Annotated in this window: 12 protein-coding genes and 1 tRNA gene; 9 read left to right on the top strand and 4 right to left on the bottom strand. The window is 72.6% G+C overall.

Annotated elements, in window-relative coordinates:
• Positions 1-23: 23 nt before the first annotated feature.
• The 3 genes from ACFW9O_RS11575 to ACFW9O_RS11565 all read left to right on the top strand — a co-directional run bounded on the left by ACFW9O_RS11575 (position 24) and on the right by ACFW9O_RS11565 (position 4,859).
• A complete protein-coding gene (locus ACFW9O_RS11575; protein WP_351175559.1) occupies positions 24-920 on the top strand; it encodes an FAD binding domain-containing protein in 897 nt (298 codons plus the stop codon).
• The gene (locus ACFW9O_RS11570) at positions 917-2,431 is read left to right on the top strand and encodes a 2Fe-2S iron-sulfur cluster-binding protein (protein ID WP_384607711.1); all 1,515 of its coding nucleotides are present in this window, start codon (positions 917-919) and stop codon (positions 2,429-2,431) included. The genes ACFW9O_RS11575 and ACFW9O_RS11570 overlap by 4 nt, the downstream gene beginning before the upstream one ends.
• A gap of 91 nt (positions 2,432-2,522) precedes the next feature.
• Positions 2,523-4,859, top strand: coding sequence for a xanthine dehydrogenase family protein molybdopterin-binding subunit (locus tag ACFW9O_RS11565; protein ID WP_384607709.1), 2,337 nt, complete (start codon positions 2,523-2,525; stop codon positions 4,857-4,859).
• A 20-nt stretch (positions 4,860-4,879) separates the two neighbouring features.
• Here the strand turns inward: ACFW9O_RS11565 and ACFW9O_RS11560 are convergent, their stop codons facing one another.
• Together ACFW9O_RS11560 and ACFW9O_RS11555 are read right to left on the bottom strand one after the other, a co-directional pair.
• Positions 4,880-5,437 carry a hypothetical protein gene (locus tag ACFW9O_RS11560; protein ID WP_384607706.1) on the bottom strand — a complete coding sequence of 186 codons (558 nt, stop codon included), beginning with the start codon at positions 5,435-5,437 and terminating at the stop codon, positions 4,880-4,882.
• 131 nt (positions 5,438-5,568) lie between these two features.
• Positions 5,569-5,643, bottom strand: a tRNA-Cys gene (locus ACFW9O_RS11555).
• A gap of 189 nt (positions 5,644-5,832) precedes the next feature.
• Between ACFW9O_RS11555 and ACFW9O_RS11550 the strand changes: the two genes are divergently transcribed.
• The 6 genes from ACFW9O_RS11550 to ACFW9O_RS11525 all read left to right on the top strand — a co-directional run bounded on the left by ACFW9O_RS11550 (position 5,833) and on the right by ACFW9O_RS11525 (position 11,873).
• Complete coding sequence (locus ACFW9O_RS11550; protein ID WP_384607703.1) at positions 5,833-7,299, top strand: MFS transporter; 1,467 nt, start codon at positions 5,833-5,835, stop codon at positions 7,297-7,299.
• Positions 7,300-7,331: 32 nt separating this feature from the next.
• A complete protein-coding gene (locus ACFW9O_RS11545) occupies positions 7,332-7,529 on the top strand; it encodes an Arc family DNA-binding protein (RefSeq protein WP_384607700.1) in 198 nt (65 codons plus the stop codon).
• On the top strand, positions 7,529-7,897 hold the full coding sequence (locus ACFW9O_RS11540; RefSeq protein ID WP_384607698.1) for a type II toxin-antitoxin system death-on-curing family toxin: 369 nt from the start codon (positions 7,529-7,531) through the stop codon (positions 7,895-7,897). Before ACFW9O_RS11545 ends, ACFW9O_RS11540 begins: the two co-directional genes overlap by 1 nt.
• Positions 7,898-8,063: 166 nt before the next feature.
• The gene (locus ACFW9O_RS11535; protein ID WP_384607695.1) at positions 8,064-9,845 is read left to right on the top strand and encodes a DEAD/DEAH box helicase; all 1,782 of its coding nucleotides are present in this window, start codon (positions 8,064-8,066) and stop codon (positions 9,843-9,845) included.
• Positions 9,846-10,323: 478 nt separating this feature from the next.
• Positions 10,324-10,968, top strand: coding sequence for an IclR family transcriptional regulator (locus ACFW9O_RS11530; RefSeq protein ID WP_069173008.1), 645 nt, complete (start codon positions 10,324-10,326; stop codon positions 10,966-10,968).
• Between the two features lie 116 nt (positions 10,969-11,084).
• Entirely contained in the window at positions 11,085-11,873 is a 789-nt protein-coding gene (locus ACFW9O_RS11525; RefSeq protein ID WP_351175567.1) for a S16 family serine protease, read from the top strand.
• On the opposite strand, the gene ACFW9O_RS11520 is transcribed toward ACFW9O_RS11525, so the two are convergent.
• The gene (locus tag ACFW9O_RS11520; protein WP_384607691.1) at positions 11,803-13,122 is read right to left on the bottom strand and encodes an MFS transporter; all 1,320 of its coding nucleotides are present in this window, start codon (positions 13,120-13,122) and stop codon (positions 11,803-11,805) included. The genes ACFW9O_RS11525 and ACFW9O_RS11520 overlap by 71 nt on opposite strands.
• Before the next feature lies 1 nt (position 13,123).
• A complete protein-coding gene (locus ACFW9O_RS11515) occupies positions 13,124-13,306 on the bottom strand; it encodes a hypothetical protein (protein ID WP_384607689.1) in 183 nt (60 codons plus the stop codon).
• Positions 13,307-13,311: the final 5 nt, after the last annotated feature.

Here is a 13,311-nt window from a genome sequence, read left to right as displayed (position 1 = left end):
GACACCGGGAAGGGGCAGCTGGGTTGACCACGCACGCACCGCAGGCGATGCAGTCGGTAACGCTGCCGGCCTCGCTCGACGAGGCCGTGGCGGCTCTCGGCGCCATGCCTGCAGCCGTACCTGTGGCCGGTGGCACGGATCTGATGTCGGCCGTCAACAAGGGGCTCCTGCGCCCCTCGGGACTGGTCGGCCTGGGCCGGATCAGCGAGCTGCGCGGCTGGCACTACCAGGACGGCCATGCCCTCCTCGGGGCCGGTCTCACCCACGCACGCATGGGGCGGCCCGACTTCGCCGCCCTCATTCCCGCGCTGGCCGCGTCCGCCCGCGCCGCGGGCCCGCCCCAGATCCGCAACGCCGGCACGCTCGGCGGCAACATCGCCACCGCGGCCCCCACCGGCGACGCCCTGCCGGTGCTGGCGGCCCTGGAAGCCGAACTGGTTATCGCGGGACCGGACGGCTCGCGTCGTGAGATCCCCGTGTCGCACCTGCTGGCCGGCCGCGCGATGCTCGGGCCCGCCGAGCTGATCGGCTTCGTCCGCGTACCGCTGCTGCACGCCCCCCAGGTCTTCCTCAAGGCGACCGGCCGCACCGGCCCCGGCCGTGCCACCGCCTCCGTCGCGATCGTCCTCGATCCGGCCCGCCGCGGGGTGCGCTGCGCTGTCGGCGCGATCGCCCCGATGCCGCTGCGGCCGCTGGAGGCCGAGCGCTGGATCGCCTCCCTGATCGACTGGGACGGCGAGCGGGGTCTGGCCGCCGACGCGCTGGCCGCCTTCGGCGAGTACGTCGCCGCGGCCTGCATCCCTGACCAGGCACCACCGGACGACGGGGGAGAGGCACCGCCGCTGCCCCCGGCCGTACTCCACCTGCGGCGCACGGTCGCCGCGCTCGCCCGACGCGCGCTGGGGAGGGCACTGTCGTGAGCAATGAAGAGAACCCCGAGCAGCAGCACGGGCAGCCCGACCCCTACGGCGGCTGGCAGCCGACCCCGCAGAGCGGTGAGTACGACGCGGAGGCGACCGCCTTCGTCCAGCTGCCCCCGGACGGCCTCGCCAACCTCGGGAACGACCCGCTGGCCGCCCCCGGCCAGGGCTACGTACCGCCGATGATCCTTCCGCTGACCCCGGCGGCCGGGCTGGACCCCGCCGCGACGGGCAGCTGGGTCGTGCGGACGCAGAGCCGGCAGGAGCGGACCGACCGCGAGGGGGGTACGGAGCCGGCACCGGACGCGGTCCACTGGCCGGACCCCAACCAGCAGGAGCCGTACCCGCAGCAGTACCCGGAGACCTCGCAGTACGGGCAGACGTCGTCGACGACCGCCCAGTGGAACTTCACCGAGGCCATCCCGCAGGACGCCGCCGCTTCGGACCCCACCCCCGTCCCCGCCGAGCCCGCGGGGCACACCGGCCAGTGGACGATCCCGGTCGCGGGCGGTGACCTCCCGGAGGAGTCCGGCGAGTTCGCGGCTTCGGCGCTCGCGTCCCAGTGGTACGCGGAAGCGCCCCCCGCCACGCTGCCCGGCGGTGCGCCCGCACCGTGGGCCACGCAGCCGCACGAGCCGCAGCCGCACGAGCCGTCGCCCGCCGACCCGGCCACGCCGTCGCCGGAGCCCGAGGCCGCCGCGCACGACCTGGCAGCCGAGGTCGAGCACGAGGCCGCGCCGCAGACTCCCGGGGAGGACACCCTCGCCGGTATGCCCGGGGCTCCGGGCAACGAGCACGACGACTCCCACGGCGCACCCGGTGAGCCCGAGGAGGCCCCGGAGGGGGCCGAGGTGTCCGACGACGCCACCGCGCACGCCTCGGCGTTCGACGAGCCCGCAGCGGCCCTCTCGGACGCCCCCAGCGAGCACCCCGCCGCCTCGTACGTCCTTCATGTGAACGGCGTGGACCGCCCCGTCACCGACGCCTGGATCGGCGAGTCCCTCCTGTACGTGCTCCGGGAGCGCCTCGGCCTCGCCGGTGCCAAGGACGGCTGCTCGCAGGGCGAGTGCGGCGCCTGCAACGTCCAGGTGGACGGCCGGCTCGTGGCCTCCTGCCTGGTCCCCGCAGCCACCACCGCGGGCAGCGAGGTCCGTACGGTCGAGGGCCTCGCGGTCGACGGGGAGCCGTCCGACGTGCAGCGTGCCCTGGCCGAGTGCGGGGCCGTCCAGTGCGGCTTCTGCATCCCGGGGATGGCCATGACCGTCCACGACCTCCTGGAGGGCAACCACGCCCCCAGCGAGCTGGAGACGCGACAGGCCCTGTGCGGCAACCTCTGCCGCTGTTCCGGCTACCGGGGCGTGCTCGACGCCGTACGCGAGGTCGTTGCCGGCCGGGAGGCGACCGCGGAAGCGGCACACGCCGCCGACGCCGAGGAGCCGCGGATCCCGCAGCAGGCAGCCCCCGGCGCGGGCAGCGTCCGGACACACCCCCACGAGGGAGACACCCGGTGAGCACCGCGCCTCCCTCAGCACCGGTCACCCACACCACCCACACCTCCACCATCAGCTGCTGCCGCAGCGGGGCGAACGACAAGGAGGCGGCGTGAGCAACGACGCAGCCACCGCGACCAGCACCACCCGCACGAACCCCCCGCCGACCGAGGGAACCGGCCCGGACGAGGAAGTGCCCGCGCTCGGTCTGGGCGCGTCGCTCCCGCCCGCCGACGCCCGCGCCAAGACCGAAGGCACGTTCCCGTACGCGGCGGACCTCTGGGCGGAGGGGCTTCTGTGGGCGGCCGTGCTGCGTTCCCCGCACCCCCATGCGCGCATCCTGTCGATCGACACCTCGGCCGCCGCCGAGATGCCGGGTGTCCGGGCCGTCGTCACCCATGAGGACATTCCCGGCGACGGGTCGTACGGCCGCAGTGTCGTCGACCGACCCGTCTTCGCCTCCGACCTGGTACGCCACCACGGGGAGTCGATCGCGGCGGTCGCCGCCGACCATCCCGACACCGCCCGCCTGGCCGCCGCGGCGATCGCCGTCGAGTACGAGGTGCTCGAACCGGTCACCGACCCGGAGAAGGCCTTCGCGGCCGAACCGCTCCACCCCGACGGCAACCTCATCCGCCACATCCCGCTGCGCTACGGCGACCCGGACACCGTGGGCGAGGTCATCGTCGAGGGCCTGTACCGCATCGGCCGCCAGGACCCCGCCCCGATCGGGGCCGAGGCCGGACTCGCCGTGCCCCGCCCGGACGGCGGCGTGGAGCTGTACACGGCGTCCACCGACCCGCACACCGACCGCGACCTCGCCGCCGCCTGCTTCGGCCTGGAGCCCGACCGGGTCAAGGTCGTCGTCACCGGCGTCCCCGGGGCGACCGGCGACCGGGAGGACCCCGGCTTCCAGATCCCGCTCGGGCTCCTCGCCCTGCGCACCGGATGCCCGGTCAAACTGGCCGCTACGCGCGAGGAGTCCTTCCTCGGCCACGCCCACCGCCACCCGACCCTGCTGCGCTACCGCCACCACGCGGACACGGAGGGCAGGCTGGTCAAGGTCGAGGCCCAGATCCTCCTGGACGCCGGCGCGTACGCCGACTCCTCGTCCGAATCGCTGGCCGCCGCCGTGGCCTTCGCCTGCGGTCCGTACGTCGTTCCGCACGCCTTCATCGAGGGCTGGGCGGTCCGTACGAACAACCCGCCCTCCGGCCATGTGCGCGGCGAGGGCGCGATGCAGGTCTGCGCCGCCTACGAGGGCCAGATGGACAAGCTGGCGGCGAAACTGGGCATCGACCCGGCCGAACTCCGCCTCCGCAACGCCCTGTCCACCGGCGACATCCTTCCCACCAGCCAGACCGTGACGTGCCCGGCCCCGGTGGCGGAACTGCTTCGCGAGGTCCGGGACTACCCGCTGCCCGCACTCCCGAAGGACGCCCCCGAGGACGACTGGCTGCTCCCGGGCGGCCCCGAGGGCGCGGGCGAGCCCGGAGCCGTACGCCGTGGCGTCGGCTACGCGCTCGGCATGGTCCACATGCTCGGTGCCGAGGGCACGGACGAGGTCTCCACGGCCACCGTCCGGGTCCACGACGGCGTCGCCACGGTCATCTGCGCGGCCGTCGAAACCGGCCAGGGCTTCACCACGCTCGCCCGCCAGATCGTCCAGGAGACCCTGGGCATCGAAGAGGTCCACGTGGCGGCGGTGGACACCGACCAGCCCCCGGCGGGCCCGGCGACGCACGGCCGTCACACCTGGGTCTCCGGCGGTGCGGTCGAGCGCGCGGCCAAGATGGTCCGCACCCAGCTCCTCCAGCCCCTGGCCCACAAGTTCGGCATGTCCACGGAGCTCCTCCAGATCGCCGACGGCAAGATCACCTCGTACGACGGTGTGCTCTCCACGACGGTCATGGAGGCCATGGACGGCAAGGAACTCTGGGCCACGGCCCAGTGCCGCCCGCACCCCACCGAACCCCTGGACGATTCGGGCCAGGGGGACGCGTTCGTCGGCCTGGCCTTCTGCGCGGTCCGCGCGGTCGTCGACGTCGACATCGAACTCGGCTCGATCCGTGTCGTCGAGATGGCGGTGGCCCAGGACGTCGGCCGGGTCCTGAACCCGTCCCAGCTGGTGACCCGTATCGAGGCCGGAGTCACCCAGGGCATCGGCGCGGCCCTCACGGAGAACCTCCGCACGGCCCGCGGTCTGATCCGCCACCCGGACCTCACGGGGTACGCGCTTCCGACGTCCCTGGACGCTCCGGACATCCGCATCGTCAAGCTGATCGAGGAACGCGACGTGGTCGCCCCCTTCGGTGCCAAAGCGGCCTCGGCGGTGCCGGTGGTGACGTCCCCCGCAGCGGTGGCCGCGGCCGTCCGCGCGGCCACGGGCCGCCCGGTCAACCGCCTCCCCATCCGGCCCCAGGCGGCGGTGGCCACACCCAAGTCCTGACCCCGGCGGCGCCTGCCGGCTCAGCAGGCGCCGTCGTCGACGGTGGCGGTCAGGTCGTACTCGGCGATGGAACTGCCACCGCCGTCCGCCCCCGGGACGAAGACCCCGCCCTCCGCGGACTCCTCCTCGGTGACGTGCATGCAGACGGTGGTGTCGGCACCGCCCCCGGACACCTCGTAGTCGTGCCCGCTTCCGGCCCGCTCCACGGAGATGCGGTACGAGGGCCCCTGGTCCTCACCCGCCCTCAGGACGTCCGCCTCGATCAGCGAGGTGTAGCCCTGCGTCGGGTCCCGGCGGATCTGCGTGTCGGCGGCCATGGACTCGGCCGCGTCCTCGGCGGCCTCCCGGACCTCGCTCGCGCTCCACGTCCCCCTGTCGATGCCTGCCTGCACCGAACAGCCACCGAAGACGAACACCCCGGCGACCCCGAACGCCGCCACCCGCCCGAACGCGAGCGCCCCGTCCGACGGCTGCCGCGCCGCGTGCGGCCGGGCCCGCCGGTAGAGCCGGTAGGGGCCGACGAGCGCCACGGCGAGAAACGCCGCGGCTATGACGAACAAGAAGACGACGACACCCATGCATGCACTCCCCGCGCCGCTCCCGACAAGGCGCCAGATCCTACGCTCCGGCCCTTGGGCAACCGTGTGAGCACACAGGAACGGCCGCCCCCGCACCATGGGGGCGGCCGTTCCCTTTCGGGTTCTCCCGCTGGAGGCCGTGACCGGAATCGAACCGGTGTAACTCGAGTTGCAGTCGAGCCCCTAAACCACTCGGGCACACGGCCATGTGCCTCTTCTTCGTTCTGGTGTCGACGTTAGGCGCGGGACGCACGGGCCTCAAGGGTGCCGGTCCCGCCGCAACGCGACTGCCATACCGCGTTCATGTTCCGCGGGCGGGTCCTACGACCAAGGGACGAGTGGGACCCCGCCCACCGACAGGGTTCAGTTGGTTGTTTGCCCCTTACCCTGGCTCCATGAGCGCCCTGGAACCGCGTGACGCCGACGTCACGATCCCCTTCGAAGACAGCGTCGACGCCGCTCCGGAGGAAGGCGTGCTGGGCCGGACCCACCGGGCGCTCAGCATCGGCATCGTCTCCGTCGTGCTGCTGATCGCCTTCGAGGCGACCGCCGTCGGCACCGCGATGCCGGTCGCCGCCCGTGAGCTGCACGGCATTCCGCTGTACGCGTTCGCGTTCTCCGCGTACTTCACGACCAGCCTCTTCGCCATGGTGCTGTCCGGGCAGTGGGCCGACCGGCGTGGCCCGCTCGCGCCGCTCGCCACCGGGATCGGTGCCTTCGGGGCCGGGCTGCTGCTCTCCGGGACGGCCGGGAGCATGATGATGTTCATCCTGGGGCGGGCCGTCCAGGGCGTAGGCGGCGGGCTCGTGATCGTGGCGCTGTACGTCGTCATCGGGCGCGCCTACCCGGAGCGGATCCGCCCGGCGATCATGGCCGCGTTCTCGGCGGCCTGGATCGTCCCGTCCGTCGTCGGGCCGCTCGCGTCGGGGTCGGTGACCGAGCACCTGGGCTGGCGCTGGGTCTTCGTCGGGATCCCGGTGCTCATCGTGCTGCCGCTGGGCCTGGCGCTGCCCGCGATCCGGCGGATGGCGGCCGGACCCACGGACGCCGCGGCGGGGGCCGAGCCGTTCGACGGGCGGCGCATCCGGCTCGCGCTGGGGATCTCCCTGGGTGCGGGGCTGCTCCAGTTCGCCGGGCAGGAGCTGCGCTGGCTCTCGCTGGTCCCGGCCGTGACCGGTGCCGCGCTCCTCGTGCCCGCCGTGCGCGGCCTGCTGCCCCGGGGGACGATGCGGGCCGCGCGGGGGCTGCCCGCCGTGATCCTTCTGCGCGGGGTGTCGGCAGGGTCGTTCATCGCCGCCGAGTCCTTCGTACCCCTGATGCTGGTGACCCAGCGCGGGATGTCCCCGACGATGGCCGGGCTGTCGCTCGCGGCCGGGGGGCTGACCTGGGCGCTCGGCTCGTACGTGCTGGCCCGGCCCCGACTGGAGGCGCGCAGGGAGTCCCTCATGGTCGTGGGCATGGTCCTCGTCGCCCTGGCGATCGCGGCGGCGCCGACCGTGCTGATCGAGTCCGTGCCGGTCTGGATCGTGGCCGTGGCGTGGGCCGTCGGGTGCTTCGGCATGGGCATGGTGATCGCGTCGACGAGCGTGCTGCTGCTGAAGCTGTCGGCCCCGCAGGAGGCGGGCGGCAACTCCGCCGCCCTGCAGATCTCGGACGGGCTGTCCAACGTGCTGCTGCTCGCCGGCGGCGGTGCGGCGTTCGCCGCGCTCGGCGGGGGTGCGGTGGGGGCGGCCGCGCACGGGGCGGTGGGGAGCGGGACCGCCGGGTCGCACCCGGGGGCGTTCGCGGCGGTGTTCCTGCCGATGGCGGGGGTCGCGCTGGTGGGGGCGTGGGTGGCCACGCGGGTGCGGACCGACGCGTAGTACCGCGTGGTACTGCTCGGTACCATTCATCCATGGCTGGTCTGAATCTGCGGTTCACCGAGGAAGAGCTGGACGCCCTGCGCGCGCGTGCGGAGGCGGAGGGGCGAAGCATGCAGTCCTTCGCCCACGACGCCGTGATCACTGCCATAAACGAACACTCACGCCTCTTCAACGAGGCGGCGGACCATGTGCTGAAGGCGAGTGAGGAGCTCAACCGGAGGCTCGCCTGATGCAGTACCTGACACTGCCAGAGCTGCTCAACCTCGCGGAGCGCCTCGGCACGGCAGACGTGCGTGACTACGGGTTGCTCGATTCGGCACTGGCGCGCCCGCAGGCGAGCGTTTTCGGCCAGGACGCCTATCCGGACGTGTGGCAGAAAGCTGCGGCGCTCATGGAGTCCCTGGCCCGCAATCGTGGTCTCGTGGACGGCAACAAGCGCATCGCCTGGTACGCGACCTGGGTGTTTCTGCACATGAACGGGCATCCGCTCGACGCCGGGTTCGACGTGGACGACGCCGAGCGGTTCGTGCTGGACGTGTGTCAGGGGGCGCTGGACATGCCCAAGATCGCGGAGCGGCTGCCCGGGTTCGCCAGGTAGCCGTCTCCTGTGAAGCGGGTCTCAGCCGTGCCGAACCACGGCTGATTCGTACGGGGTTCCGCGCCGGCCCCCGGTAGGGTGGCCCGGTTGTCGTATCGCGTACGGGCCCCGTCCGGCCCCGTACGGGCAGCGCCCCCACGTACCCGAGTGCCCCGAACCGGAGACCGTGACTACTACCGCCTCCCACCACCTCTCACCCGCCTTTCCCGGCCGCGCCCCCTGGGGTACGGCCGGCAAGCTGCGAGCCTGGCAGCAGGGCGCCATGGAGAGGTACATCCAGGAACAGCCGCGCGACTTCCTCGCCGTCGCGACCCCCGGCGCCGGGAAGACCACCTTCGCGCTGACCCTCGCGTCATGGCTGCTGCACCACCACGTCGTGCAGCAGATCACCGTCGTCGCGCCCACCGAGCACCTCAAGAAGCAGTGGGCGGAGGCAGCGGCGCGCATAGGCATCAAGCTCGACCCCGACTACAGCGCCGGGCCCCTGAGCAAGGAGTACCACGGGGTCGCGGTCACGTACGCGGGAGTCGGTGTGCGTCCGATGCTGCACCGCAACCGGTGCGAGCAGCGCAAGACGCTCGTGATCCTCGACGAGATCCACCACGCCGGTGACTCGAAGTCCTGGGGCGAGGCGTGCCAGGAGGCGTTCGACCCGGCGACCCGGCGGCTCGCGCTCACCGGTACGCCGTTCCGGTCGGACACCAACCCGATCCCCTTCGTGGCGTACGAGGAGGGCAACGACGGCATCCGGCGGTCCTCGGCCGACTACACGTACGGCTACGGCAACGCGCTCGCCGACGGCGTCGTGCGGCCCGTGATCTTCCTCAGCTACAGCGGCAACATGCGCTGGCGCACCAAGGCCGGTGACGAGATCGCCGCCCGGCTCGGCGAGCCGATGACCAGGGACGCCATCGGGCAGGCCTGGCGCACCGCGCTGGCGCCCACCGGCGACTGGATCCCCAATGTGCTGAGCGCCGCCGACAAGCGGCTGACCGAGGTGCGCAAGGGCATTCCGGACGCGGGCGGCCTCGTCATCGCGACGGACCAGGAGTCGGCGCGCGAGTACGCCAAGATCCTCAAGCGGATCAGCGGCGAGAAGGTGACCGTCGTCCTCTCCGACGAGAAGGCGGCCTCGAAGCGGATCGACCAGTTCACCGAGGACGGCTCGCGCTGGATGGTCGCGGTGCGGATGGTGTCGGAGGGCGTCGACGTGCCGCGCCTCGCGGTCGGCGTGTACGCCACCACCATCTCGACGCCGCTCTTCTTCGCGCAGGCCGTCGGCCGTTTCGTACGGTCGAGGCGGCGCGGCGAGACCGCATCGGTGTTCGTGCCGACGATTCCGATGCTGCTCGACTTCGCGAACGAGATGGAGGTCGAGCGCGACCACGTACTCGACAAGCCGAAGAAGGGCAGCGACGAGGAGAACCCGTTCGCCGAGGAGGACCAGCTCCTCGCGGACGCGGAGAGGCTCGAGGACGAGGAGACCGAGGAGCAGTTGCCCTTCGAGGCGCTGGAGTCCGACGCGGTCTTCGACCGGGTGCTGTACGACGGTGCCGAGTTCGGCATGCAGGCGCACCCGGGCAGTGAGGAGGAGCAGGACTACCTGGGCATCCCGGGACTGCTCGAACCCGACCAGGTGCAGCTGCTCCTCCAGAAGCGGCAGACCCGGCAGATCGCGCACAGCCGACAGAAGCCGGCCTCGGAGGCCGACCTCCTGGAGAAGGCGGCCGAGAACCGGCCGGTGGTCACGCACAAGAAGCTGCTGGAGCTGCGCAAGCAGCTCAACACGATGGTGTCGGCGTACACGCATCAGAGCGGCAAGCCGCACGGTGTGATCCACACCGAGCTGCGGCGGGTGTGCGGCGGGCCGCCGAGCGCGGAGGCGACGGCCGGGCAGATCCAGGACCGGATCAAGAAGGTCCAGGAGTGGGCCACCCGGATGCGGTGAGCGGCCGCCGGTGAGATGGGCCGGACGGCAGGAGCGACGGCGCGGGCCGGTGCGGGGGAGCGTGCCCCGTACCGGCCCGCGCCGGTCTCGTGCGCCGGCGCGCGGGGGATGACGTGCGTGCGCCGGAAATTTTGAAACTTTTATTTACGATGGGTTAACAACCGTTCACACGTGGTGTAGGGGCCGTCGTGCCGACGTCAGTCGACTAGAACGCGCGTAGATGTTCGCGTTCCGGACGGTTCCGCGCTGACCGGCGGTTATGTCATCGCGTTTTTGGGGGCGCCCGGATTCTGGACGAGGGCTTCCGCTGAGCGGACCCGGTCGCTAATGTCCCCGAAACATGAAACGCCCCGTGGCAGTGTGGCCGCGGAGCGCAGCCGGTGCCATGGCCAGTCGGCGGCCTCTCCGTGCGTCGCCGCTGGGACCGGCGTCTCACTTCCGGGAGAACCGCCCCGCTCACCAAGAGGGAGAGGGCGTCGTGACCGCGGAGACTTCTCAGACGCTCGACCGGGGACTGCGTGTCCTCAAGCTGCTCGCCGATACCGATCACGGCCTGACCGTCACCGAGTTGTCCAACAAACTCGGCGTCAATCGCACCGTGGTCTACCGACTGCTCGCCACTCTGGAACAGCACGCGCTCGTCCGCCGTGATCTGGGTGGCCGGGCAAGAGTCGGCCTGGGCGTGCTGCGCCTGGGCCGCCAGGTGCACCCCCTCGTCAGGGAGGCGGCGCTCCCCGCGCTGCGTTCCCTGGCCGAGGACATAGGGGCGACCGCCCACCTCACGCTCGTCGACGGGGCCGATGCGCTCGCGGTCGCGGTCGTCGAGCCGACCTGGACCGACTACCACGTCGCCTACCGGGCCGGTTTCCGTCACGCACTGGACAGGGGCGCCGCGGGCCGGGCGATCCTCACCGCCCGGCAGAAGACGGTCGCCGACCATCCCGGCTACACCCTCACCCACGGCGAGCTCGAAGCCGGCGCCTGCGGCGCCGCTGCGCCGCTGGTCGGGGTGTCCGGGGTGGAGGGCAGCGTGGGTGTGGTGATGCTCGCCGACGCCGTACCGGAGCGGGTGGGCCCGCGCGTGCTCGACGCGGCCCGGGAGGTCGCGGACGCGCTGCGCTGAGAGCGAGCGGGGGCCGAGCCGCCTTCGCCCCGGGACTGCGCCGGGGGACGGGGAGACCCGGACCCCGGCGCAGTCCTGCGGATCGGGGGGCGTGCGGCGGCGGATAGATTGGGCGGGTGCTCACTCGTCTCTCGCGCCCCCGCGTCCTCGCCCTCTGCGCGCTGCCGGTCCTCGCCCTGCTCGGTACGGCCGCCTTCGCGCCGCTGCCGTTCACCCTGGCGCAGCCCGGGACGACCGCGGACGTCCTCGGGGACGACCAGGGGAAGCCGGTCATCACGATCAAGGGCGCGCCGACCCGCCCCACGGACGGCGAGCTGCGGATGACGACCATCGTCGCCACCGGGCCGACGGCCGACGTCGGGATCGGTGACGTGGTCGACAGCTGGTTCAGGACGGACCGGGCGGTCATGCCCCGCGACTCCGTCTACCCGACCGGTGGCTCCGAGAAGGAGATCGAGGAGCACAACCTCCAGGACATGGAGGAGTCCCAGGACGTCGCCGTCGACGCGGCCCTGAAGTACCTCGGCAAGGCCCCCGGTTCGGTCGACATCACCCTGCACCTCGCGGACGTCGGCGGCCCCAGCGCGGGCCTGTTCTTCTCGCTCGGCATCATCGACAAGCTCGCAGGTGACGGCTCCGGCGGTGACCTGACCGGTGGCCGCACGGTCGCCGGTACGGGGACGATCGAGGCCGACGGCACGGTCGGCGCCGTCGGCGGGGTCTCCCTGAAGACGCAGGCCGCGCGGCGCGACGGTGCGACCGTCTTCCTCGTTCCCGGAGCCGAGTGCAAGGAAGCGAAGGCGGAACAGCCGAAGGGCCTGAGGCTGATCCCCGTCACGACACTGAAGAACGCGGTGTCCTCGCTGAAGGCTCTGGAGCAGGGGAAGAAGGTACCGAGCTGCTGACCGGTTCCCCGGGCCCCTCCATCGTCCGCCAGGCCGGGAACACCACAGGGCTCAGCGTCGCCAGGAAGTACACCCCGCCCATCGCGAGCAGCGCCCCCGTCGCTCCCATGCCCTCGACCAGCAGGCCCGCCGCGAGACCGCCCACCGGCATGGCGAGCTCGCAGCCCGCGGTGAGGGCACCGGACACCCGGCTGCGCAGTTCCTCGGGTACGCGTTCGTAGGTCATCGTCGTCAGGATCGGGTTGAGCATGCCGCCCGCGACGCCGCCCAGCGCCATGGTGACCGCCAGCGGCAGCGTCGTCCCGGTCAGTGCGGCGACCAGGAACCTGGGTGCCCCGCACAGCACCGCGCACACCGTGAACACGGCCCGCCGCGAGAAGCGGTGCCCCACCGCCCCGTACAGCAGTGCGCCCGTGAGCCCGCCGGCGCCGAACAGTGCGGTGAGCAGTCCGAGATCGGTGGCCCCGTTCAGCTCGCCCTCGGCGTGCACGGGCAGCAGGACGGCGTTCCAGCCCTGGTCCGTGCCGTTCATGAACATCACCATGACCACCACGGCGAGCAGCAGCCGGTTGCCGAGCAGGTAGGCGTAGCCCTCGCGGAGTTCGGCGCGGTACGTGCGCGGCGAGACGGGGGCCGCGGCCTTGCGGGGCTCGGCCGCCCGGACCCCCCGTACGCCGGCTGCGACCAGCAGTGCGGACAGCGCGAACGTCGCCGCGTCCAGCAGGAGTACGGTCTCGGCGCCGACGACCGCGATCAGTACGCCCGCAAGCGCCGCGCCGACCATGCGGGCCCCACGCGACACCGCGTCGAAGAGGCTGGCGGCGCGGGCGAGCGTGGTGCCGGCGTGCTCGGCGAGATCGGGTACGAGGACGTAGCGCGCGGTGTTGCCCGGCGTGTGGGCCAGCCCGTTCAGCGCCATCAGCGCGCACAGCATCCAGAATTCGAGTGCGCCCGCGTGGTGCAGCAGCGGGATCGTGGCGATGGCCGCGCCGCAGACCGTGTCGGAGGCGACGGCGACCCGGCGCCGGCCGATCCGGTCGATGACGGGCCCGCCGATCAGCGCGGCGACGACGATCGGCAGAGTCGCGCAGAAAGCGACGACACCGGCCCGGCCGGCGCTCCCGGTGGTCTCCAGGACGAACCACGGGACCCCGATGAGGGTCAGCGAAGTGCCGGCTGTGGAGATGGAGTTGGCCGCCAGGACGGCGGTGAGCGGGATGCGGTCCCGGGTCGGTTTCCCCCCGTCCACGTCAGGCCGTTCGCGCGGCGCGTGCCGGAGGCGGGGTGCACTGGGCCAGGCGCAGGCCCAGCTCGACCATCGTCCAGCCCATGCGCTGGCGCAGTGCGGGGCGCACGGGGGAGAACTCGGCCGCCTCGCACCGGAGTTCGGTGGCGCGGTAGGCGTGGAGCAGATGGTGGACGTCGCTGTGCATGACGG

Source organism: Streptomyces sp. NPDC059499 (genome assembly GCF_042749285.1).
In the GTDB taxonomy this organism is placed as follows: domain Bacteria; phylum Actinomycetota; class Actinomycetes; order Streptomycetales; family Streptomycetaceae; genus Streptomyces.
This window is presented reverse-complemented; position numbering and strand designations above follow the sequence as displayed.